We start from the raw sequence: 23,756 nt of genomic DNA, 5'->3' as shown, positions 1-23,756 counted from the left end.
GGTTTCAAAGAATGGATATTTTTCTTCAACAGTTAATTAATGGGTTAACTATTGGAAGTCTATATGCCTTGGTAGCTTTAGGATATACAATGGTTTACGGTGTGATGAAGTTAATTAACTTCGCACACGGTGACCTTGTAGCCTTTTCTGCATATGTGGGACTTACAATTTTTTCTCAATTCTTTGGGGCTAGTGCAAACTCATTGTTTAATGTAATTATTATATTTTTATTAACAGCTTTAGTAGTTGCTTTTGTTGGTGTTCTTCTTGAGCGTCTAGCATATAGACCTTTAAGAACTGCACCAAGATTAAGTGCAGTTGTTTCAGCACTTGGAGCTTCACTTGTAATTCAAAATGCAATAATGTTAATTTGGGGTCCAAATATGAAAATATTCCCATCTGATTTATTACCAAATACAACTTGGCAATTAGGTGGAGTAGTTTTAACTTTTACTCAAATACTTATTTTAATTCTTTCAGCTATTTTAATGGCAGCTTTATATGTTTTTATTAATAAAACAAAAATTGGAACTGCAATTAGAGCAACTGCCATTGATCAAGATGCTGCAAAATTAATGGGAATTAATGTAAATAGAATTATTATGATAATCTTTATTGTTGGTTCATCTTTAGGTGCAATTGGTGGTCTATTTATTGGTATTTATTATAGAGGACTTACTTTTGATATGGGATGGCTATATGGTTTAAATGCCTTTATTGCTGCAATTATTGGTGGTATAGGAAATATACCAGGGGCAATGCTAGGTGGTTTATTACTAGGATTATTTAATGCAATGATTTCTGGATATATTTCTACTGAATGGGCAGAAACATTTACATTTATTTTATTAATAATAATCTTAATCTTAAGACCAACTGGAATCTTAGGTGAAAAAACAGCGGAGAAAGTATAATGAATAAAACAACAATTATTGCAACACTTTTTATCGCTGTAATGGGAATTTTTCCTTTTTTAGTTGATTCAGCTTGGTTAAGTATTGGTATTACATTTTTAGTTTTTTCAGTTGTGGCTTTTTCTCAAGATATTATTTTAGGGCGTGCTGGTATTTTTAATATGGGACATGCAATATTTTTTGGAATAGGGGCTTATACAACTGCTATTTTAAATGTACATTTTGGTTTAGAAATAATTCAAACAATTCCTTTTGCAATTATTATTCCAGTAATTATCTCTATATTATTGGCTGCTCCAATAATTCACTTAAGAGGGGATTATTTACTAGTTGCAACAATAGGATTTAATATTATTTTTGAGCAAGTTTTATCAAATGACCCATTTGGTTTAACAGGTGGTCCAAATGGAATTTTTGGTATTGATGTGGTAAGAATTTTTGGTTATGAGTTATTTTCAGAAACAGCAATTTATTATATAGCTTTTAGTTTATTATTAGTAACTTTACTTGTGATTAGAAACTTAGATAATTCAAAATATGGTAGGGCTTTATATTATATAAACAAAGATGAAATTGCTGCAAAATCGATGGGAATAAATATCTCTTATTATAAACTTTTTGCATTTGCTTTAGGTGCTGCAATTGCTGGTGTTGCTGGAAGTGTTTTTGCTATTCAGTATTCAGCTGTGTCTCCTGAATCTTTTAACTTTATGCAATCAGTTATGTTCTTTGCTATTGTATTAGTTGGTGGTTCTGCCTCTTTACCTGGAGTTATTATTGGAACTTTTGTAATGTTTGTTTTACCTGAATTATTTACAGAGTTTAAAGAATCAAGATATTTAATTTTTGGTGCAGCAATGGTACTTACTATGATTTTAAGACCAAATGGTGTATGGCCTGCAACTTTCGGAAATATACCAACTTTTTTAAAGAAAAAAGCAGCAACAAGTAAAGGAGAAGAACAATGAAATATGTATTAGAAATAGAAAATGTTTCTAAGTTTTTCTATGGACTTGTAGCAATTGATGATTTAACAATAAAAGTAAAACCTGGACAAATTTATGGAATTATTGGTCCAAATGGAGCGGGAAAAACTACACTATTTAACTGTGTTACAGGTATTTATAGACCAGAAAAAGGAACTATTAAATATAAAGGTGAAGATATTACTGGAATGTCTCCTCATAAAATAGCTCAAAAGGGTGTTTTAAGAACATTTCAAAATATTAGATTATTTAAAGAGATGAGTGTTGCAGAGAATATTATGGCTGGTTGCCATACTAAATCACAACAAAAATGGTATCACTCAATTTTACATACACCTTTTTATAAAAAAGATGAAAATAAATATTGGAAAAGAGTTGAAGAACTTATGGAGTTTTTTAATCTTACAAAGTTTGCTATGACTCCAACAGGTGATTTATCATATGGTAATCAAAGAAAAGTTGAAATGGCAAGGGCACTTGCAGCCGATCCTGAATTATTAATTTTAGATGAGCCAGCAGCAGGTCTTAATGAAAATGAAACTATAGAGCTTACAAATATAATCTTAAAGATAAAAGAGATGGGTCTTGGAATTATGATGATTGAACATGATATGGATATGGTTATGAAATTAACTGATTATATCACTGTTATTAACTTTGGAAAAGAGATTTCTCAAGGTGTTCCAAGTTTTGTTCAAGATGATCCAAGAGTAGTTGAAGCTTATATAGGAAGTGATGATGAAGAGGATGAAGTGTGATGCAAGAGATTTTATTAGAGGTTAGAGATTTACATGTAAATTATGGAGCAATTACAGCTATAAAAGGCATCTCGTTAAAAGTTTTTAAAGGTGAAGTTGTAACTATTTTAGGTGCAAATGGAGCAGGAAAAACTACAACTTTACAAACACTTTCTGGATTATTAAAAGCTAAGTCTGGAAATATTATTTTTGATAAAAATGATATTACAAATACTCCTGCACATGATATTGTTAGTTTAGGAATGTCTCACTCACCAGAAGGAAGAAGAGTTTTTGGAACACTTAGTGTTGAAGAAAATTTAATGATGGGTGCATATACTTTAAAACACCATGATAAGGAGACTTTGGCGTGGATATATGATATTTTACCAAGACTAAAAGAAAGAAGAAAACAATTAGCTGGAACTTTAAGTGGTGGTGAACAACAAATGTTAGCAATTGGTAGAGCTATTATGAGTAAACCAAAATTACTTATTTTAGATGAACCAAGTTTAGGACTAGCTCCTATTTTAGTTAAATCAATTTTTAAAGCAGTTAAAGAAATTGCTCAAAGTGGGGTTACGGTTTTAATTGTTGAACAAAATGCTAAAGCAGCATTAAAGTTAGCAAATAGAGGTTATGTTCTTGAAGTAGGAAAAATTACCCATGAAGGTACATCTTTAGAGTTACTAAACTCAGAAGCAATTCAAGAAGCATATTTAGGAAAAAAGCATTAAAAAAAGTTGTTAAGAAAAATATAGTAGCAGAGGGGGATACTTGGCCGTTGCTCCCCTCAAAACACAAAAAAGTGTCTGTGTTAAGCTACTTAAAATTTATTTAAAACCCAATTAATTTTAAGGATATATAATGAAAAACGAACAAGAACTTATAGATTCTGCTATAGAACTTGCTGAAAAATGGCAAAATAGAGCAACTCAATTAGTTAGTGATTTTGATAGAGAGTTTTATGTTAAAATGAATAAAATGTTAGAGCATCCTCAAGATAAAGCTTTACTAATTGAACTTATGGATCAATGTTTTAGAACAAAATCTAATGAAAGAATAGCAAATCAAATTATCTTTTTATTAGAAAAACATGGAATGGCACACTTTTTTACTACAAAAGATAGAACTCTTTTATGGCTATTTCAAAATATAGGTAAATTTTTACCAAATATCTCTGTTCCTTTATTTATAAATCAAATTAGAGAAGATACAAAAACAGTGGTAATTAAAGGTGAAAAAGAGGTTTTTAATGCCCATTTAGAAAAGAGAAAAAAAGAAGGAACTAGAGTAAATATAAATTTAATTGGTGAAGTTGTTCTTGGTGAAGAAGAAGCAACTGAAAGAATGCAAAAGTATTTAAAAGCTTTAGAAAATCCAAATATTGACTATATTTCTATTAAAATTTCAACTATTTTTTCTCAAATAAATCCTTTAAATTTTGAAGGAACAGTTAATATATTAGTTGAAAAACTTACAAAAATTTATGAACAAGCAAAAAAATATCCATATATTGCACCAGATGGAACAAGAAGCAATAAATTTATTAATTTAGATATGGAAGAGTATAGAGACTTAGCTATTACTGTTGAAGTATTTAAAAGAACATTAGAACAACCTCAATTTAAAGATTTTTATGCAGGAATTGTTTTACAAGCTTATTTACCTGATTCATATCTTTGGCAACAAGATTTGTGTTCTTGGGCTAAACAAAGAGTAGAAAATGGTGGAAGTCCTATTAAGTTTAGACTTGTAAAAGGGGCTAATATGGAAATGGAAGAGACAGAAGCTTCACAAAAACATTGGGAAATGGTAACTTATACAGATAAAAGTGATACTGACTCAAACTATAAAAGAATGGTAAAATATGCTTTAGATAAAGAAAATGCACCATATATGAATGTGGGAACTGCTTCTCATAACTTATTTGAATTAGCTTACGCAACAGTACTTGCAGAAAATAACAATACATCTGAATTTCATACTTTAGAGATGCTAGAAGGTATGAGTGAAGCAGCTAGACTTGCAATTAAAGAAATCTCAAAAAGTGTAATTTTATATGCACCAACTGCTGCCAAAGAACAATTTACAAATGCTATTGCATATTTAGTAAGAAGACTTGATGAAAATACAGGTCCAAATAACTTTATTAGATACTCTTTTGGTTTAAAAGTTGGTACAAAAGATTGGAATATGCAAAAAGAGTTATTTTTAAAATCTTTTGATTATGAAAAAACTTCTTTTGTTGGAAGTAAAAGAAAACAAAATAGACTTGAAGAAAACTGGGCAGATTATAATAACTCTTCTTATGATACAAATAAATACCATGCAGAAGCTGATACAGACTTTGTTCTTCCTGCAAACCAAGAATGGGCAAAAAATATTATAACTAAATGGAAAAATTCAAAAGATACTTTACATAAAGTAAAGCCTGTTGTAGTTGCAGGTAAAGAGATAACTGAAGATAGAAAAATTTATGAAGCTATTGATAAATCTCAATTACATGAAGGTGTATTAGCTGGAAAATTTGCTATGGCAAATGAACAAGATTTAAAAGAGGCTGTTGATATTGCAAAAGCTGATATTGATGGTTGGAGAACTTTATCTTATGAGCAAAGACATGCTATTTTAAAACAAGCTGCTATTAAAGTTAGAGAAAAAAGAGCAGATTTAATTGGAATTGCTGCTTCTGAAGTTGGTAAGGTATTTACTGAAACTGATGTTGAAGTTAGTGAAGCAGTTGATTTTATTGAGTTTTATTCTTATGCTACTAGATATTTTCAAGAGTATAAAAACTTAGAGTTTAAAGGAAAAGGAGTAGGGGTTGTTGTACCTCCATGGAATTTCCCTGTTGCTATACCTTTAGGTGGAATAGCTGCAACACTAGCAGCTGGAAATACTGTAATTATAAAACCAGCTACTGTTGCTGCACTTACAGCTTATGAAATGTGTAAGTGCTTTTGGGAAGCTGGTATTAGCAAAAATACTTTACAATTTGTTCCTTGTGCAGGTGCTTTAGCAGGTGAGCATTTAATAGCAAATAAAGATGTGGATTTTGTTATTTTAACAGGTGGAGAAGATACAGCTGCTACTATGTTAAAAACTAGACCTGATTTATTCTTAACTGCTGAAACAGGTGGAAAAGATGCAACAATAGTTACAAATATGGCAGATAGAGACCAAGCTGTGAAGAATGTATGTCAAAGTGCTTTTGGAAACTCTGGACAAAAATGTAGTGCAACTTCACTTTTAGTATTAGAAGAAGAAGTTTACAATGATGAAAACTTTAAAAAGGCATTAATTGATACTGCAAAATCTATGAGTGTTGGTTCTGTTTGGGATTTTAAAAATAGAATTGGTACTTTAGCAAATAAAGTAAGTGGAAAATTAAAAGAAGCAATAGAGAGAGTTGAAGAGGGTGAAGAGTGGATTTTAGAGCCTACATATGCCCAAAATAATGAATATATGTTAAGACCAGCAATTAAATGGGGAGTAAAAGAAAAAAGTTTTATGCATCTAAATGAACTTTTTGGACCTGTACTTGCAGTTATGAAAGCAAAGAATTTAAAACATGCCGTTGATATTGTAAATTCAACAGGATATGGATTAACTTCTGGAATTGAGTCTTTAGATGAAAGAGAAGTTGAATATTGGAAAGCGAATTTAAAAGCAGGAAACTTATATATAAATAGAGGAACAACAGGAGCTATTGTTTTAAGACAACCTTTTGGTGGTATGGGTAAATCTGCTATTGGTGCAGGTAGAAAAGTTGGAATTTTTAATTATATAACACAATTTATGGATTTTAAAGAGGTTGATAAACCACAAAATGTTAGAAGTTTCCATACTGAACTTACAAGATATATTACTTCTTGTAAAGAGAAATTTAGTTCAGATATTAATGAATTTGAAAAACTTGAAGCTGCTTTACAATCATATTATCATAACTATCATACAGAATTTAGTGTTGAGAAAGATTATTGTAAAGTAAGAGGAGAGGATAATCATTTTAGATATTTACCATTACATAGAATACTTATTAGAGTTAGTAATGATGATACTTTATTTGAAGTAGTAAGCAGAATTTTAGCTGCAAGAGTTTCAAAAGTAAACTTTTCTGTATCTATTGACAATAACCCAAAAATAGAAGAATTTTTAAAAGAAGCAACAGTTTTATTTACTTCAAAAGATAGAATTGTAAAACATACTGATGAAGAGCTTGTAGAAGTTCTTGGAAGCTATGAAAGAATTATTTATTCAGATATTAAAAAAGTTCCAGAAATGATATTTGAAGCTGCAACTAATCATTTAGAAACATTTATTATTAGAATGAAACCTATGATGGAAGGAAGAATAGAGCTACTTAATTACTTTAAAGAGCAAAGTGTTTCTCACTCTTTTCATAGATATGGAAATATTGGAGCAAGGGAAAATAAAAAGTAAGAAGAATTTCTTCTTACTTTTAAAAAGTTTCTATACTAAAAGCTACTTTTTCTTCTATACTTTTATGAAGATGAGCAACTTCGTCTATCTTTTTAAATCTATTTAAAGCCCCTAAATCATTAGCTATTTGTATTGCTAGTCCTGGTCTTGCATTTAATTCAAGCACTAAGGGACCTCTTAGTTTATCTATTACAATATCAGCACCTAAATACCCCATTTGAGTCATTTCATAACATTTTGCACAAAGATGTAAAATTTCATGCCAATAAGGAACTTTTAATAGCTTTAAATCTTTATTTGTATCAGGATGAACTTTTATTGGTCTATTAAATTGCACAGCACTTAAAGCTTTTCCTGTTTTTATATCAATTCCAACACCAACAGCTCCTTGATGTAAATTGGCTTTACCATCACTTTGAGAAGTAGATAATCTCATCATTGCCATTGCTGGGTATCCTCTATATACAATTACTCTAACATCTGGAACTCCCTCAAAGCTAAAGCCTTCAAAAGCCTCATCAAAGTTTACTAATCTTTCAAATACTGCAATATCGTTTTTTCCTCCAAGAGAGTATAATCCACTTAAAATATTTGAAATATGTCTTCTAATATCTGAATAACTTAAGCTCTCCCCACTTGGTTTAATATATTTGCCATCTTTTTTTGCAACAATTACTAAAATACCTTTACCACCACTTCCTTGTGCAGGTTTTATAACAAAACCATTTTCATTTTCAATATATTTTTCAAAGCATTTTATTTCCACTTGAAATTGAATAAATCCAAGTAATTGAGGTACTTTAATATTATGTTCATGGGCTAATTGTTTTGTTTTTAATTTATTATCAACAAAAGGAAAGTTTTTTCTTTTATTATATTTTCCTATAAAGTTGATATTTCTATTGTTCATACCTAAAATACCAAGTTTTTTTAATTTAAAAGGATTTGCAAACATTTTATTTTACCATTGTATAAAATCTATAAAGTTCACTTAGCCTATATCCACTATATCTTCCAACTAAAATAATAAGTCCTAAAACAGCAAGAAGAACTTCTGGGAAATTAAATGTAATAAAACTTAAAGTGTTATTTGTCATAGCAAAATAAGCAAGGATTGATACAAGTAAAGAACCACTTCCTTGCTGAATTACTTCTTTTGCCCCATCTTCTTCCCAAATAATTGACATTCTTTCAATTGTCCAAGCTAAAATAATAATAGGAAAAAATGTAATACTTGTAGCATACTCTAAGCCTAATTTTTGAGAAAGAATTGCTACAAATGCCATAATTCCTACAACTACAATTAATACAGAAGAGATTCTAGCAACTAAAAGTAGATTTAAGTGTGATAAATAAGACCTTACAATAAGCCCCATTGTTACCACAACAATAAACATTAAAATACCAGGTAATAACTGTGTTTCAATAAATGCCATAGCTAATAAAACAGGCATAAATGTTCCTGAAGTTTTAATACCTATAAAAATTCTCATAAGAACTACAACTAAAGCCCCAAGAGGAACTAAAAGAAGCAATTTAAAAGTATTTTGAGTCTCATTTGGTAAAACAAATAGTGAAAAATCAAGTAGAGTATTTTGATTTTTTACATCTTTTGATAAGGCTGCACTTCTTGCTGGTACTATATTTTTAGTAACAGAGAATTTAACATTTGAGTTTTTTACTCCCTCAGCTTCTAATAAAAATTGAGACCCTCTTTGCCAAATTAAAATATCTGAGCTATTTTCAAGTAAGCCTTTATTTATATCAAAAAGATACCATTTATCTTTGTGTAAAACTTCAAGCATAGGAGTTAAAGAGATATTTCTTTGTTTATCTTCTAAATATAAAGCCCCAATAGTTCGTACTTTATATCCTATTTTATTAATAAGTTTAATTAATACATCTCTTTTTTGTATATCTGTTTTCATATAATTGTTTTTTATCATTAAAGCAGCTTGAGAAGGCTCTTTTGAATTAAACTCTTGTATTAATAAAGAAGTAAATGATAAACTATTTGCACTTTTATTATAAATATTATCCAATAATGATAAAGCAGCTTGAATTATGGGTTTTGAAGCATCTTGAGTTTCAATTGTTTGTTCAAACTCTATAGGCTTTGTTTTATAATATTTATCTTTAATAAGATCAATAGAGTAGTATAAAACTTGTTCTCCTTGCTCAACTTCTCTTTTTGACCAAATTGCTCTTTTTACATTGTTTATTGTGCTATTTGTATAACCATAATTTGCAGAACTTGACTCTTCATTTATAATTATAAGGCCATCTTGAGATGAGGGAAGGGCCATAGAAATTAAAGCACTTTGATTTTTTTTAGCATCAAAAGTAATTTTAGCTTCAATATTCCAAATATTTGTTGTCTCTTCTTGAAATAAAGGAAAATTTAGATATTTGACTTTATAAGCCATTAAACTTAATGAAATAGTAATTAATATTATAGAAAATAATAAGATTTGATTTTTTGATTTCATCTTAAATCTCTTTAGTTTTAATTATATATTTTTTTGAAACATCTACAACAAAAATACCATTTAAAAAGTTTCTTCCTATTAAAAGGGGGTATGTAAAATCACTTCTATTTGCTAAAGTCACATCTACTAATTGACTAGACTCTCCTAAATTTAGTCTTAGTTGAACTACATATCTTTTTAAGCTTTTAGCTGCATGTCTTTTTATTGTTGTAACTCTTTGAATAGGTAAAGCTCTTTGTATTTCTTGTTTATTTTCGTCTACTAATTTAAATTTTACCCATTTTTGTCCATCTCTTTCAAACTCTTTTATATCTAGGGCATGAATAGAAGTAGTTGTTGCTCCTGTATCAATTCTAGCTTTTAATTTAATTTTAGAAGAGGGAATATATACATATTCTGCTTCACCTATTATAATTTTTGCATCTTTTTCTTTTGGAACTTCAACAGGAATTTTAACTATTTTAATAATAGTTTTTTCTTGTATAGGTTTTTCTTCAATAGGTGGTTTTTGTGGTAAAGTAGCTTGTGTAGTACATCCAGATAATATAACAAATATAGATGAAATAAGTACTATTTTAAAAGATTTTCTCATTTTAGATACCTTTTTTAAATTTCTTTCAGTTTGAAATTATATTATTTTTATCTAAAAGAGGAGTAAATCTAAAAAAAATGATTAGTTTTTATTGAGATTGTTTTAATAATCGAATTTGCTCAAGTAACATATTACCAAAACCAAAAGGTAAATTAGGATTTTGTTTTTGTACTGTTTCAATTAAATTTTTAATTTGCTCATCTGACATATTTTGAGCATAAGGGATAATAGTCTCTTTAATTATTTCTAAAAATTGTAGTTCTTCTTCTTTTGTCATTATAGTTTCACTTTCTAACTAATTTGAAATAAAATTATATAGTTTTAACCTAAAATTTCAGTAAAAATATGATTAATAGAGGCTTAATTAAATAAAAAAATAATATAATAAAAAGTAATTAATTTACAATAAATATGTTATTTATAAGTAATAACAAGATTTTTGATTTAAGGAACGCTATGTTTAATCCTGTAGTAGTTGCAGTAATTCTTATGATTGTTCTAAGTTTATTTAGAATAAATGTGGTTATTGCTCTAATTTTTAGTGCTATAGTGGGAGGATTAGTATCTGGATTATCTTTACTTGATACAATTAACTCATTTAGTGATGGTTTAGGTGGTGGAGCAAGTATTGCTCTAAATTATGCTATGCTTGGAGCTTTTGCTGTTGCAATTTCAAAATCTGGTATAACAGATTTATTAGCTAAAAAAATAATATCTAAAATGAAAGGTGATGCTTCAAAAAAAGAGATTATTTGGTTTAAAGCTATTTTATTAACTCTTATTTTATTAGCTTCTGTTTCATCTCAGAACCTAATCCCTGTTCATATCGCTTTTATTCCTATTTTAATCCCTCCTTTATTACATGTGTTTGCAGAATACAAAATTGATAGAAGATTAATCGCTTGTGTATTAACTTTTGGATTAACAGCAACATATATGTTATTACCCGTGGGATTTGGTGGAATATTTTTAAATAATATTTTACATAAAAATCTAGTTGAAAATGGTGCAACAATAGGAGCTGAACAACTTCCATATGTTATGGCTATTCCTGTATTTGGTATGTTTTTAGGATTACTTATAGCTATATTTTTCTCTTATAGAAAACCAAGGGAGTATTCAATTTCAAAAATAAAAGAGATTGAACCGGAAAATCAAGAGATTAAAATGTCATATATTTTTACAGCAATAGTTGCTATAATTGCCGCTTTATCTTTACAATTATATACAGACTCAATTATTATAGGTTCTCTTGTAGGATTTATTATTTTTATGCTAGGTGGAGTTATTAAAATAGATGAAACACAAGATGTTTTTACAAAAGGTGTTCATATGATGGCTATGATTGGATTTATTATGATTGCTGCTTCTGGGTTTGCTGAAGTTATGAAAGCAACACAAGGAATAGAGACTTTAGTAAATTCAATCACATCTGTTATTGGAGATAATAAATCTTTAGCAGCTTTATTTATGCTTATTGTTGGATTACTTGTTACTATGGGAATTGGTTCATCTTTTTCTACAATACCAATTATTGCAGTTATTTATGTACCTTTAGCAATGCAATTTGGCTTCTCACCATTAGCTGTTGCAGTTTTAGTTGGAACAGCAGCAGCCTTAGGAGATGCAGGAAGTCCAGCTTCAGACTCAACACTTGGCCCAACTTCTGGTCTTGGGGTTGATGGACAACATGATCATATTTGGGATAGTGTTGTTCCTACATTTATTCACTATAATATTCCACTAATTATTTTTGGTTGGATTGCAGCTTTATACTTATAATAAAAAAGGGCTACCACATTTGTGATAGCCCTTTTTTTATAAAATATTCATATTTATTATAGAAGGAAAGAAGATATTTCGAGAAAAACACCAGCAATGTTTTTTTGTAGGAGAAATTATTGAATACATTGCCAATTAAATAAAGGAGAGTAATATATCTTCTTTTTCCTTTTTCGTAATGAAAGTATAGCTTTTTAACGTGTAGTAAGTATGTAGTCATAATAATTTTTTCAAATAATCATTATAATTTAAATCTATTTTTGAAACTTTTTGATATAATTGCAAAAAATATAGAAGAATAGGGAATATTAAATTGGTAGAATTAAGTAAAAAAATATCTAAACTTGTTGGTAAGACTAATGCTGAATATGGCTTAATTAAACAAGGAGATAAAGTATTAGTAGGATTTAGTGGAGGGAAAGACTCCACAACATTAATTCATTCATTAAAACATCTTCAAAAAGTTGCACCTTTTGACTTTGAATTTAAAGCAGTTACTGTAACTTATGGAATGGGTGAACAACTTCAATTTTTAGCTGATCATTGTAAAGAGCATGGAATTGAACATGAAATTATAGATACAGAAATTTTTGAATTAGCTGGTGAAAAAATTAGAAAAAACTCTTCATTTTGTTCATTTTTCTCAAGAATGAGAAGAGGGTATTTATATAGTACAGCACAAGAGCAAGGATATAATAAATTAGCTTTAGGACATCATTTAGATGATGCAATGGAATCATTTTTTATGAACTTTTTATATAATGGGGCATTAAGATCTATGCCACCAATTTATAAAGCTGAAAATGGAATCGAAGTAATTAGACCTTTAATTTTTTGTAGAGAGAGACAATTAAGAGCTTTTGCTCAAACAAATGAATTAAATGTAATAGGTGATGAAGCATGTCCTGCAATGAGATTTGATATAAAAATGCCATATGCTAGAGAAAAAACAAAAGAACTTTTAGCAAAGATGGAAGAAGAAAATCCACAAATGTTTATTTCAATGAAAGCAGCATTTAATAATGTACAAACTTCTACTTTTTTTCAAAAAGAGTTTTTAGAAAGAGATTAATATGAAAATATTAGTCTCTTCTTGTCTTTTAGGAGAAAATGTAAGATATGATAGTAAGAGTTCTATTTATTCAATAGAAGATTTACAACTTTTTAATAAAATCATTTTAGAAAATAAAGTTTTTTCAATTTGTCCTGAAATAAGTGGTGGACTTTTAACTCCTAGAGAACCTGCTGAAATTATAAAAAATCAAGTTTTAACAAAAACAAATGAAAATGTTACAAAAGAGTTTATAAAAGGTTCTATTGATAGTTTAAATCTTTGTAAAAAAGAGAATATTAAAGTAGCTTTATTAAAAGCAAAATCTCCATCTTGTGGAAATAATAAAATATATGATGGAACTTTTAGTGGTATTTTAGTTGATGGGATGGGAATTACTGCAAAATTATTAATTGAAAATAATATTAAAGTCTTTAATGAAAAACAACTAAAAGATTTGTATGATTTTATAAAAAACTATAGTTAAAAAACTATAGATTTTCATTTACTAAAGAAGAGAGTCTTAAGGGGTCTAAAGCACCACTAACTCTTTTTATTTCAACTGCGTTTTTAAAAACAATAAGAGTTGGTATTGATTTAATATTAAATCTCATTGCTAATTCTTGTTGGTCTTGTGTATTTACTTTTACAAATAAAGCTTTTAAAGCATATTTTGTAGCAACTTCAGTAAAAATAGGGCCCATCATTTTACAAGGACCACACCAAGGTGCCCAAAAATCAACAATTACTGTAATATCAGAATTTACAACTACATGGTCAAAATTTTGTTTTGTTAATTCAATAGGAGTTGTTTCTAATAATGAATTTTTGCACTCCCCACAATTTGCTTTTAAATAAGAGTCTTTTTTAGGTATTTTATTTACTTTTAAACAAAAAGGGCAAACAACATTTATTTTTTCCACTTTTTAAGCCTTAATATTTAACATCATATTTGAAACTTCATTTTGTGTTTGTATTGCATTTGCATTTGCACTATATGCAATTACATTAGGTATTTGAGAAGTAATAGCATCTATTAATTCTTGTGAAACTTCAAGTAACTGAGGGTCTCCTATAGAATTAGCAACATCAGCTATTGTTTGTGCATTTTGAGAAACTTGTACTTGAGTTGCTATCATAGCATTTAAATTCATACTATTATCAATTCTCATAACTTTCTCCTTGTTTACTTAAAATAAGCATTTTATTTAAATTTGCAGTTCTTGCTATTTGGGCATCTGCACCACTTAAACCACTAGGTGAAGAAGATGCTTTTTGTAATTCATTTAATTTAGCAAGTGCAGCACCTTCATCTTTAGGAAGAGAAGTATCTAATCTTACATTCCCTCCTGTTGCATAAAGTTTTCCATCAGGTCCCATTTGATAGTTATATGAAATGGCACCTCTTGTATTTGCTAAAGAGGCATGTAATTGTTCATGGGCTTTTGTTTGAGAATCTAGGTTTTTAAACTTATCTATTACTCTTTGGTAATCATTTTCATCATAATTTTTACCTAATTGTTCAACTTTATTTTTATTTTCAAAAGTTGATTTTTCAAATTCTTCTTTATCTATATTAGATAATTGAGCTTTCTTTTGAGCAATTTGCTGATATATAGATGAAACTGTTAAATTATCATTTACTAACATTTTACATCCTCTTTTTCAATTTTATTTTATTCTAACATAAATTTGTAAAGAAGTAAATATAATAAAAATAGTAAAATTTTTAAAGATAAAATTAATAATTGTTAAATTTATTTTAGCTATAATCCAGCTTATGAAAAATAAATTTTTTAAATCAGTTTCTTTTAAACTTGCTATTTTAGTAACTATAATTATCTTAACTTTAATTAGTGCAAGTTTTTTATTTAATTCACAAATTGATAAGCTAAAAAAACAAATTGATGGGATATATTTTGGGAATTTTGTACCTTTAATTACTTTAGATTTAGTTTTAAAAAACTATCAAACAATAATTAAATGCAAAGAATTAACAAATAATAAATGTAATATAACTGCTGAAAAAACTGTAATTCTTAAAAATTGGAAACAATATGCCAACTCATATAAAACGCAAAAAGAAAGAGTTATTGTAAATGATATTGATAAATCTATTATTTCTTCTTTTAAAATTGATAAAATAGAGGCATATGAATTGATTTTAAAGCAGATTAATTTTTTAAAAGAACATGAGGTTGATATTGCATATAAACAAAGAAGAGAATTTTTAAAAGATTATTCAGATATGAAAAACTATCTATTTTACAACCTTGTAGCTATAATTATAGTTTCTTTTGCTATAATTATATTTATAATATATCAAATCATAAAAAAAGATAATCAATTAACAATATTAAATAAAAAGTATAAAATAGACTCAATTACTGACTCTATGACAAAACTTTACAATAGAAAATATTTTGATACAATTTTTGATAATTTACCTTTTATTTCAAATGCAAATAACTGGAGAAGTGCCTTTATTATTATAGATATTGATTTTTTTAAACAATATAATGATACTTATGGTCATGATATGGGTGATGAAACTTTAAAAGCTGTTGCAAGTGAATTAAAAAGCTATTTCAATAAAGAGTATGAATATGTTTTTAGACTTGGTGGAGAAGAGTTTGGAGTAGTTTTATTTGATACTCAAAAAGATATTTTAATTGAATGTCTTGAAGATATAAATAAAAAAGTTGTAAATTTAGCTATTGAACATAAGGGAAGTAAAGTATTAGATGTGGTATCTATTTCTATTGGGGCAGTTATTTATGAAGCCCATAGTTATATTTCTGCAAATAAACTTTATAAATTAGCAGATGAAAACTTATATAAATCAAAACAAAATGGTAGAAACCAGTTTACACTTTAAAGGAGAGTAATTGTCTTTTTTATTTAATAAAAATAATCACTTTAATTTAGCAAATACAGTGACATTTTTCAATATTGCTTCAGGTATTATGGCAATTTATTTTTTAACTCATGGTGAGTTTTTAGGTGCTGCAATGTTCGCATGGCTAGCAGGTGGATTTGATATTTTAGATGGAAAAATTGCAAGAAAATATAATTTATCAACTGATTTTGGAGTACAATTAGACTCTTATGCTGATTTTTTATCATTTGTTATTGTTCCTTCAATGTTTATTTATTTTGCAGTAATAGATGGTAAAGAACTTATACTATTTACTCCTTTAGTTGTTTTTGCATTTATTTATTATATTATCTCAGGTCTTAGAAGATTAATACAATTTAATTTAAATGCTCATGTTGGTGAAGTAGAAAAATATTTTACAGGTGTTCCAACTCCTCTTGGTGCAATATTATTATGGGTTGTATATCTTATTTGGCTTACTGGATTTATTGCTGATGAGTTTGTTTTAATCTCTATGATTATTATTGCTTATTTATTAAACTCAAAAATTAAAATTCCTCACTTATAATGCAAAAAGTTACTTCTATAGACTTAGGCTCAAACTCTTTTAGAGTTTTAGTCTATGATTGTTTAAATAATAAAATACTTTCAGAATACAATGAAGTTGTAGGTATGGCTGATAATCTTGTACAAACAGGAGTTATTTCTTTTGAAGCACAAGAAAGGGTAATTAAAGCTATTGAAAAATCAAGTAGTGAACTAAATTATGACCCTTCACAAGCTATTTGTGTTACAACTGCTGCTATGAGAATGGCAAAAAACTCTCAAGAAGTTTTAGATTATCTAAAAAAACAAACTGGTGCTACTTTTAAAATAATTGATGCAAATGAAGAAGCAAGATTAACTCTTTTAGCGGTTAAATATGCCCTAAAAAGAGAAAAAATCAATTCTGAAAAGTTTATTTTATTGGATATTGGTGGTGGCTCAACTGAAATTATTGTAAATAATCAAGACTCATATAAAACACATAGTTTTAATTTTGGAATTGTAACCTTAACTCAAAAACATATAGATTATAAAGATTTAGAAAAAGATTTAGAGAGTAAAAAAATTGAAATAAAAAACTTTTTACTTAGTTTAAATTTAAATTTAGATGAATTTACTTTTGTAGCAACTGCTGGGACTCCCACAACTATTGCAGCAATAAAACTTGGTCAAGATTTCTTTCATTATGATAAAGATTTAGTAAATGGAACAATTGTTAAACTTGAAGATTTATTTGAATGTTTAGAACTTTTTAGAAATTCTTCAAAAGAGATTATTACAAAACTTGTTGGTAGAGGAAGAGTTGAGTTTATCGAAGTTGGAGTATATATTTATAAAGCTATTTATGAAGTTTTAAATAAAAAAGAATCAATTGTTTTAGATGATGGATTAAGAGAAGGAGTAGCTATTAATCATTGTTTAATAAATAAACTATGATAATAGCCTTACACTTTGTTCTTGCACAATATTAGCTTGTGATACAGCTAAATATCCCATATTTGCAAATAGATTGTTTTTTGTAAAGTCATTTGCTTCTTTACCAAAATTTATATGATTTGTACTATTTGCAATAGCTAAGTCTTGCTGTTGTTTTAGTACATCTTTAGCATTTTCCAAAATATCCTCAGATAGCTTTTTAAAATTATTTGAAGTATCATTTAAATATTTTGAACTATTATCTAGTTTTTCAACTATTGAATTTAGAGTTTCAGGATTATTTAAATCCTCTTTTTGAATAGTTGTTGCTAAATCATTTGAAATTAAAGGTGTATTTATTTTATTAATCTCAAAATTTGCTTCTTTTGTTTCAATTGAAAAAGAGTTGCTTTCATAACTATTCTCTTTTGTACTTAAAATAGTCTCTTTTTTATATTTTGTATTTTCTGCAACTAAAGTGAAATCTTTTAATAAATTTATAATTTCACTTTTTAAGCTATTTTTATCTTCAGTTGTATCATCTTGAAGTTTTGTTTTTATATCAGTAAGTATTTCTTGTTGCTTATCTAGGGCATTTTGAGCTATTTTTGTAATAGCTATACCATTATTAAAAGTTTGTAAAGAGTTAGAAAGTTCATCTCTTCTTAAATTATAACTTTCACTAATAGTTAAATTTAAAGCATCGTTTGAAACAGCTTCTATTTTTCTGTTTTCTGAACTTTTTTGTAACTGTTGTTGTGATAAAGAACTAAGATTGGAAATATTATTGTTTATACTATTTACATCCATAAAGCTTACTCCTTACTGAATTAGTAATATATTATACAAAAAAATTAATAAAATATAGCTAAATTATAAACAAGAAGAAGCCTTATTAAAGGCAGATTAATCAACTATTCTGTAAAATACAAACTTTAATAAATACTGGGGAGAAAGAATTATGAAAATGACTGGCGCAAGAATGGTTATTGAATCATTAAGAGAAGAAAGGGTAAAGGTAGTATTTGGTTACCCTGGAGGCGCTATTATGAATGTCTATGATGAAATATATAAACAAAACCATTTTGAACATATATTAAATAGACATGAACAAGCATCTATACACGCAGCAGAAGGTTATGCAAGATCAACAGGAAAAGTTGGTGTTGCTATAGTTACAAGTGGACCAGGCTTTACAAATGCCGTTACAGGTCTAGCAACTGCATATATGGACTCTATTCCCCTAGTCGTTATTTCTGGACAGGTTCCAACTACTATTATAGGAACTGATGGTTTTCAAGAAATTGATGCTGTTGGTATTTCAAGACCTTGTACTAAACATAACTATTTAGTAAATAAAATTGAAGATTTACCTAGAATAATCAAAGAGGCATTTCATATTGCAAGTACTGGAAGACCAGGACCTGTACATATTGATATACCAAAAGATATTACTGCACAAGTTGCAGATTTTGTTTATCCAAAAGAGGTTAATTTACCAACTTATAAACCAACTGTAAAATATAATAAAAAACAGTTAAAAAGAGCAATGAGTGCTATTTCTAAGGCTAAAAAGCCATTGCTTTATGTTGGTGGTGGAGCTATTTTATCAAATTGTGGACATGAAATTAGAGCGTTTGCAAAAAAGACAAATATACCTGTTGTTGAAACATTAATGGCTAGAGGGATAATGGGACATGAAAATCCATTATTAATCGGTATGCTAGGTATGCATGGAGAGTTTGCAGCTAATATGGCAGCTCATGAAACAGATTTATTAATCTCACTTGGTGCTAGATTTGATGATAGAGTTACAGGAAGATTAGATGAATTTGCTTCAAAAGCAAAAGTTATTCATGTTGATATTGATCCAGCTTCAATTGAAAAATTAGTAAAAGCTGATTATCCAATAGTTGGTGATTTAAAAGTAACTGTTGAGGGTATGCTTGAATCAGTTGAAGAGTATGAGTTTAATGATTATTCAAATTGGGTTGCATTACTTAATGAGTATAGAGAAAAAGAACCATTAAGATATATTGATTCAAATACAGTTATTAAACCACAATGGCCTATTGAAAGAGTTGGAAAACTTTTAGGAGATAAAGCAATTATTTCAACTGATGTTGGACAACACCAAATGTGGACAGCTCAATTTTATCCATTTTCATTTCCAAGACAATTTATCACTAGTGGTGGATTAGGAACTATGGGATTTGGATTACCTGCTGCTTTAGGTGTAGCAAAAGCTAATCCAGATAAAGTTTCTATTAACTTTACAGGAGATGGTTCTATTTTAATGAATATTCAAGAGCTTATGACTTGTGTTGAAGCTAAATTACCAGTTATTAATATTATTTTAAATAATAACTATTTAGGAATGGTAAGACAGTGGCAAACAATGTTCTATGAAAATAGATTATCACAAACTGATTTATCTATGCAACCAGATTTTAAAATGCTTGTTGAAGCATTTGGTGGTATTGGATATAGAGTTTCAACAAAAGAAGAGTTTGATTTTGCATTAAAAGATGCAGTAGAAAAGAAAAAACCTGCAATGATTGAAGTAATTGTTGCAAGAAATGAAGAAGTATTACCTATGGTTCCAAATGGGCATGCTTTAAATGAAATGACTTTAATTGGAGATATCAATGAATAATTTTAACCACTATTACGATACAGAAACTATTAGACAAGTTATTTCAGTAGTTGTTTTAAATGAGCATAATGCTCTTTCAAGAATTGTAGGATTATTTTCAGCAAGAGGGTATAATATTGACTCTTTAACAGTAGCTCCAATTTCTGGAACTGAATATTCTAGAATGACTATTGTTACAACAGGAGATAAAAGAATTATTGATCAAATTGTTAAACAATTAAATAAATTAATACCTGTGTTAAAAGTAAATGAACATAGAAATGTTATTGAAAAAGAGACAGTATTAATTAAAATACCAATTGATCAACATTTAAGTGATATTGAAGTTATTGCAAGGGCATATAATGGACATATTCAAAATGTAACTGAAGATGCAATTGTTATTTCAGCAACAGATGAACCACATAGAATTGCAAATTTTACAAATATTATAAATAGCAGATATAACCCACTTGAAGTAGTAAAAAGTGGTGTTGTTGCAATGGAAAGATAAGAGAACTTAACTCTTATCTTTTGCTTGAAAGGAATATATAAATGAACTTAAAAGATTTAGCTCAAGCATTAGATATAAAATGTGAATATGATTTAGAAATTACTTCTTTAAATACTTTAATTGATTCAAATAAAAATGAAATCTCTTTTTTAGAAAATAAAAAATATATAAATGATTTAGAAAAGACAAATGCAGGTGCAGTTTTTGTAAAAGCTGAATATGCTTCTAAAGTTCCAAAAAATACTATTGCTTTAATTTGTGAAGAACCATATTTAAATTTAGCAAAAGCTAGTAAATTTTTTGCTGCTAAAATTGTAGAAATAGATGGTAAAAAGCCAATTATAGGTGAAGAAACTATTATTCAAGAAAATGTTTTTATAGGTAAAAATACAGTTATTGGTGATTCTTGTACTATTATGGCTGGTAGTTTTATAGGTGATAATGTAAAAATAGGTAGTAATACTGTAATTTATCCAAATGTTACAATATATAGAGATTGTGAAATTGGAAGTGATTGTATAATTCATGCAGGAACTGTTATTGGAAGTGATGGTTTTGGATTTGCAAATACAAAAGATGGTAAATATATTAAAATTTATCAAAATGGAAATGTTATAATTGGTGATGATGTTGAAATTGGTGCAAATTGTGCTATTGATAGAGCTGCTTTTAAATCAACAATAATTGAAAATGGAGTAAGAATTGACAATTTAGTTCATATAGGCCATAATTGTAAATTAGGAAAAGGTACTATATTAACTGGACAAGTTGGACTATCTGGCTCAACTGTATTAAAAGAGTATGTTATAATGGGCGGTCAAAGTGGAACAGCAGGTCATTTAGAAGTTGCTGCTTTTACAACAATTGCTGCAAGAGGAGGGGTTACAAAATCAATTACAACTCCTAAGATGTCTTGGGCAGGTTTTCCTTTAATGGAACATAAAACTTGGTTAAAACTGCAAGGTAGAATTGCAAAATTATTAAAATAGAAAGGCTTTACCATAGTTAAAAAAATATTATCTCTAATTTTTCTTTTTATTATTATATATTTAGAATTTTCTATATTTGTGACAAATCAACAAAGTGTGGGAAAAATAGGGTTTTTATTTGCTCAAATGTCACATAAATACTTTGGATATTTATCTTATGTCTATCTTCTTTTGCTTTTATATCCACTATATCAAATTAATTTTAAAGATTATTTTGATACAAATGATTTTATCTTAAAATTAATGGTTGTTTTTTTACTTTTATTTAGTTCTTTAACTTTACAATCTTTAGTTGTTTCAACAAAAGCCTATAGTGGGCTTATTGGGAATATTATTGTAAGTGAATTATCTCCTTTTATAGGAAATGCGGGACTTTGGATTTTTGTTTTGGTTGGTTTTATTATAACTATAACAGTTTTATTTGAAAGTAACAATTTTTCTATGCCTTCTTTTAACGTAAAAATGCCTAAATTTCCTGCAAAAAAAGAGGAAACTAAAAGAGTAGAGCTTAAAAGAAATGATATTAAAAAAAGAGAAAAAAGAAAAGATGAACCTAAAGCTGTTACAGTTAGAGAGCATGGAGATACTGCTGAGATTTTAATTGAACCTACATTTGAAAATATTGAGAATATCGAAGAGCTTAAAGCTTCATTTTCTAATGAAGAAGCTGAAGAGATTGTTGAAATAGAAAATCAGCCAAACTCTTTTGATGAGTTAAGTAAAATAGAAGAAGATTTAACTAGTGCACAACAACATGGAATAATAGTAGATGAATTGGAAGAAAATAAAAAACTTCTAGATGAAATAGAATTAGGAAAAACTGAAAAACCTAAAGATTTTGAACTTCCTTCTACAAGTTTTTTTCAAAATCCTCCTAAGGATAAAAAATCAAAAATTTCTGAAGCTGTTATTGATAGAAAAATTGGTGATTTATTAGATAAATTAGCAATGTTTAAAATTGAAGGTGATGTTGTAAGAACATATACAGGTCCTGTTGTAACAACTTTTGAGTTTAAACCAGCACCAAATGTAAAAGTATCTAAAATTTTAAATTTACAAGATGACTTAGCAATGGCACTTAAAGCTCAAACAATTAGAATTCAAGCTCCAATTCCAGGAAAAGATGTTGTGGGAATTGAAGTACCTAATGAAGATATGCAAACAATATATATAAAAGAGCTTTTAGAAAGTGAAATTTTTCAAAATGCAAAATCTCCTTTAACTATGATTTTAGGAAAAGATATTGTAGGTAAACCTTTTGTAACAGATTTAAAAAAGTTACCACACCTTTTAATAGCGGGAACAACAGGTTCTGGAAAATCTGTGGGTATAAATGCGATGATTTTATCACTATTATATAAAAATTCACCAGATAACTTAAAACTTGTAATGATTGATCCAAAAATGCTAGAGTTTTCTATGTATAATGATATTCCTCATTTATTAACACCTGTTATTACAAAAGCAACAGATGCTATTAATGCTTTATCAAATATGGTTGCTGAAATGGAAAGAAGATATACTTTAATGTCAAAAACAAAGACAAAGAATATTGAAAACTATAATGAAAAAGCAAAAAAAGAAAAATATGATCCTTTCCCTTATATAGTTGTAGTTATTGATGAGTTAGCAGATTTAATGATGACAAGTGGAAAAGATGTAGAACACTCAATTGCAAGACTTGCACAAATGGCAAGAGCATCTGGAATACATTTAATCGTTGCAACACAAAGGCCATCTGTTGATGTTGTAACAGGACTTATTAAAGCTAATTTACCTAGTAGATTATCTTATAAAGTAGGGCAAAAAGTAGATTCTAAAATTATTTTGGATTCTATGGGTGCTGAGTCTTTACTAGGAAGAGGAGATATGCTATTTACACCTCCTGGAATGTCAGGTCTTGTTAGGATTCATGCCCCTTGGTCAATGGAAAATGAAATTGAAAAAGTTGTGGAATTTTTAAAAGATCAAAGAGAAGTTGAATATGATATGAATTTTGTAAAAGATAGGGCAACTTCAAATATCTCTGATTCATCAGGTGTTGAACTAAGTGAATTAGATGAGCTTTATGAGGATGCAAAAGAAGTTGTTCTAGTAGATAGAAAAACTTCTATTTCATATATTCAAAGAAAACTCCGAATAGGCTACAATAGAGCTGCTACAATTGTAGAACAACTTGAAAAAACAGGTGTTCTATCAGAAGCTAATGCTAAAGGAAATAGAGATATTTTAATTTAGTTGATTTTTACTGTTTTTTACTAGAAATATTATCTTATTTTTTA

The 23,756-nt window shown here is 28.1% G+C and carries 23 protein-coding genes; 15 read left to right on the top strand and 8 right to left on the bottom strand.

Features of this window, described 5'->3' with window-relative positions; all coding sequences use genetic code 11:
* Nucleotides 1–11: 11 nt before the first annotated feature.
* The 5 genes from AMYT_RS07580 to AMYT_RS07560 all read left to right on the top strand — a co-directional run bounded on the left by AMYT_RS07580 (nucleotide 12) and on the right by AMYT_RS07560 (nucleotide 7,083).
* The gene (locus AMYT_RS07580) at nucleotides 12–914 is read left to right on the top strand and encodes a branched-chain amino acid ABC transporter permease (RefSeq protein ID WP_114841946.1); all 903 of its coding nucleotides are present in this window, start codon (nucleotides 12–14) and stop codon (nucleotides 912–914) included.
* Nucleotides 914–1,882, top strand: coding sequence for a branched-chain amino acid ABC transporter permease (locus AMYT_RS07575; protein WP_114841945.1), 969 nt, complete (start codon nucleotides 914–916; stop codon nucleotides 1,880–1,882). Before AMYT_RS07580 ends, AMYT_RS07575 begins: the two co-directional genes overlap by 1 nt.
* A complete protein-coding gene (locus AMYT_RS07570) occupies nucleotides 1,879–2,658 on the top strand; it encodes an ABC transporter ATP-binding protein (RefSeq protein ID WP_114841944.1) in 780 nt (259 codons plus the stop codon). Before AMYT_RS07575 ends, AMYT_RS07570 begins: the two co-directional genes overlap by 4 nt.
* On the top strand, nucleotides 2,658–3,374 hold the full coding sequence (locus AMYT_RS07565) for an ABC transporter ATP-binding protein (protein ID WP_114841943.1): 717 nt from the start codon (nucleotides 2,658–2,660) through the stop codon (nucleotides 3,372–3,374). Before AMYT_RS07570 ends, AMYT_RS07565 begins: the two co-directional genes overlap by 1 nt.
* 130 nt (nucleotides 3,375–3,504) lie before the next feature.
* The gene (locus tag AMYT_RS07560) at nucleotides 3,505–7,083 is read left to right on the top strand and encodes a proline dehydrogenase family protein (protein ID WP_114841942.1); all 3,579 of its coding nucleotides are present in this window, start codon (nucleotides 3,505–3,507) and stop codon (nucleotides 7,081–7,083) included.
* Nucleotides 7,084–7,102: 19 nt separating this feature from the next.
* On the opposite strand, the gene AMYT_RS07555 is transcribed toward AMYT_RS07560, so the two are convergent.
* The 4 genes from AMYT_RS07555 to AMYT_RS07540 form a co-directional block, all read right to left on the bottom strand.
* On the bottom strand, nucleotides 7,103–8,038 hold the full coding sequence (locus AMYT_RS07555) for an alpha-L-glutamate ligase-like protein (protein WP_114841941.1): 936 nt from the start codon (nucleotides 8,036–8,038) through the stop codon (nucleotides 7,103–7,105).
* Between the two features lies 1 nt (nucleotide 8,039).
* A complete protein-coding gene (locus AMYT_RS07550) occupies nucleotides 8,040–9,572 on the bottom strand; it encodes an inactive transglutaminase family protein (protein ID WP_114841940.1) in 1,533 nt (510 codons plus the stop codon).
* Nucleotide 9,573: 1 nt separating this feature from the next.
* Nucleotides 9,574–10,164, bottom strand: a complete 591-nt coding sequence (locus AMYT_RS07545) for an ATP-dependent zinc protease family protein (protein WP_114841939.1) — start codon at nucleotides 10,162–10,164, stop codon at nucleotides 9,574–9,576.
* 88 nt (nucleotides 10,165–10,252) lie between these two features.
* Nucleotides 10,253–10,441, bottom strand: coding sequence for a hypothetical protein (locus AMYT_RS07540; protein WP_114841938.1), 189 nt, complete (start codon nucleotides 10,439–10,441; stop codon nucleotides 10,253–10,255).
* Nucleotides 10,442–10,620: 179 nt separating this feature from the next.
* On the opposite strand from AMYT_RS07540, the gene AMYT_RS07535 reads away from it, so the two are divergent.
* The 3 genes from AMYT_RS07535 to AMYT_RS07525 all read left to right on the top strand — a co-directional run bounded on the left by AMYT_RS07535 (nucleotide 10,621) and on the right by AMYT_RS07525 (nucleotide 13,484).
* On the top strand, nucleotides 10,621–11,946 hold the full coding sequence (locus tag AMYT_RS07535) for a Na+/H+ antiporter family protein (RefSeq protein WP_114841937.1): 1,326 nt from the start codon (nucleotides 10,621–10,623) through the stop codon (nucleotides 11,944–11,946).
* A gap of 313 nt (nucleotides 11,947–12,259) precedes the next feature.
* Nucleotides 12,260–13,018: a tRNA 2-thiocytidine biosynthesis TtcA family protein gene (locus AMYT_RS07530; protein WP_114841936.1), complete on the top strand. Its 759-nt coding sequence runs from the start codon at nucleotides 12,260–12,262 to the stop codon at nucleotides 13,016–13,018.
* Nucleotide 13,019: 1 nt separating this feature from the next.
* A complete protein-coding gene (locus tag AMYT_RS07525) occupies nucleotides 13,020–13,484 on the top strand; it encodes a DUF523 domain-containing protein (protein WP_114841935.1) in 465 nt (154 codons plus the stop codon).
* A 4-nt stretch (nucleotides 13,485–13,488) separates the two neighbouring features.
* Here the strand turns inward: AMYT_RS07525 and trxC are convergent, their stop codons facing one another.
* Genes trxC through AMYT_RS07510 form a run of 3 tightly spaced genes read right to left on the bottom strand, consistent with a single transcriptional unit; the run spans nucleotide 13,489 to nucleotide 14,647 of the window.
* Nucleotides 13,489–13,920, bottom strand: a complete 432-nt coding sequence (gene trxC / locus AMYT_RS07520) for a thioredoxin TrxC (RefSeq protein WP_228197845.1) — start codon at nucleotides 13,918–13,920, stop codon at nucleotides 13,489–13,491.
* Nucleotides 13,921–13,923: 3 nt separating this feature from the next.
* Nucleotides 13,924–14,169 (bottom strand): hypothetical protein, encoded by a 246-nt coding sequence (locus AMYT_RS07515; protein ID WP_114841934.1) that lies wholly within the window; start codon nucleotides 14,167–14,169, stop codon nucleotides 13,924–13,926.
* Nucleotides 14,159–14,647, bottom strand: coding sequence for a putative metalloprotease CJM1_0395 family protein (locus AMYT_RS07510; RefSeq protein WP_114841933.1), 489 nt, complete (start codon nucleotides 14,645–14,647; stop codon nucleotides 14,159–14,161). Before AMYT_RS07510 ends, AMYT_RS07515 begins: the two co-directional genes overlap by 11 nt.
* 130 nt (nucleotides 14,648–14,777) lie before the next feature.
* Here AMYT_RS07510 and AMYT_RS07505 point away from each other — a divergent pair, with 130 nt between their 5' ends.
* From AMYT_RS07505 to AMYT_RS07495, 3 genes are read left to right on the top strand one after another with little or no spacing between them, the layout of a single operon-like run.
* Nucleotides 14,778–15,875 carry a GGDEF domain-containing protein gene (locus tag AMYT_RS07505; RefSeq protein ID WP_114841932.1) on the top strand — a complete coding sequence of 366 codons (1,098 nt, stop codon included), beginning with the start codon at nucleotides 14,778–14,780 and terminating at the stop codon, nucleotides 15,873–15,875.
* 10 nt (nucleotides 15,876–15,885) lie between these two features.
* The gene (locus tag AMYT_RS07500; RefSeq protein ID WP_114841931.1) at nucleotides 15,886–16,443 is read left to right on the top strand and encodes a CDP-alcohol phosphatidyltransferase family protein; all 558 of its coding nucleotides are present in this window, start codon (nucleotides 15,886–15,888) and stop codon (nucleotides 16,441–16,443) included.
* Nucleotides 16,443–17,357, top strand: coding sequence for a Ppx/GppA phosphatase family protein (locus AMYT_RS07495; RefSeq protein WP_114841930.1), 915 nt, complete (start codon nucleotides 16,443–16,445; stop codon nucleotides 17,355–17,357). The genes AMYT_RS07500 and AMYT_RS07495 overlap by 1 nt, the downstream gene beginning before the upstream one ends.
* Here AMYT_RS07495 and AMYT_RS07490 read toward each other — a convergent pair.
* Complete coding sequence (locus tag AMYT_RS07490; RefSeq protein WP_114841929.1) at nucleotides 17,352–18,146, bottom strand: flagellin N-terminal helical domain-containing protein; 795 nt, start codon at nucleotides 18,144–18,146, stop codon at nucleotides 17,352–17,354. The two genes, AMYT_RS07495 and AMYT_RS07490, sit on opposite strands and share 6 nt — an antisense overlap.
* 151 nt (nucleotides 18,147–18,297) lie before the next feature.
* Here AMYT_RS07490 and AMYT_RS07485 point away from each other — a divergent pair, with 151 nt between their 5' ends.
* From AMYT_RS07485 to AMYT_RS07470, 4 genes are all read left to right on the top strand, one after another.
* Nucleotides 18,298–19,992 (top strand): acetolactate synthase large subunit, encoded by a 1,695-nt coding sequence (locus AMYT_RS07485; protein WP_114841928.1) that lies wholly within the window; start codon nucleotides 18,298–18,300, stop codon nucleotides 19,990–19,992.
* The gene (ilvN, locus tag AMYT_RS07480) at nucleotides 19,985–20,485 is read left to right on the top strand and encodes an acetolactate synthase small subunit (protein WP_114841927.1); all 501 of its coding nucleotides are present in this window, start codon (nucleotides 19,985–19,987) and stop codon (nucleotides 20,483–20,485) included. Before AMYT_RS07485 ends, ilvN begins: the two co-directional genes overlap by 8 nt.
* Nucleotides 20,486–20,526: 41 nt before the next feature.
* Nucleotides 20,527–21,474, top strand: coding sequence for a UDP-3-O-(3-hydroxymyristoyl)glucosamine N-acyltransferase (lpxD, locus tag AMYT_RS07475; protein WP_114841926.1), 948 nt, complete (start codon nucleotides 20,527–20,529; stop codon nucleotides 21,472–21,474).
* 72 nt (nucleotides 21,475–21,546) lie between these two features.
* Nucleotides 21,547–23,712 carry a DNA translocase FtsK gene (locus AMYT_RS07470; RefSeq protein ID WP_265936033.1) on the top strand — a complete coding sequence of 722 codons (2,166 nt, stop codon included), beginning with the start codon at nucleotides 21,547–21,549 and terminating at the stop codon, nucleotides 23,710–23,712.
* Nucleotides 23,713–23,756 lie beyond the last annotated feature (44 nt).

It is taken from the genome of Malaciobacter mytili LMG 24559 (assembly GCF_003346775.1).
Lineage (GTDB): Bacteria > Campylobacterota > Campylobacteria > Campylobacterales > Arcobacteraceae > Malaciobacter > Malaciobacter mytili.
Note: the sequence above shows the minus strand (reverse complement) of the source record. Positions and strands in the feature narration are given on the sequence as shown.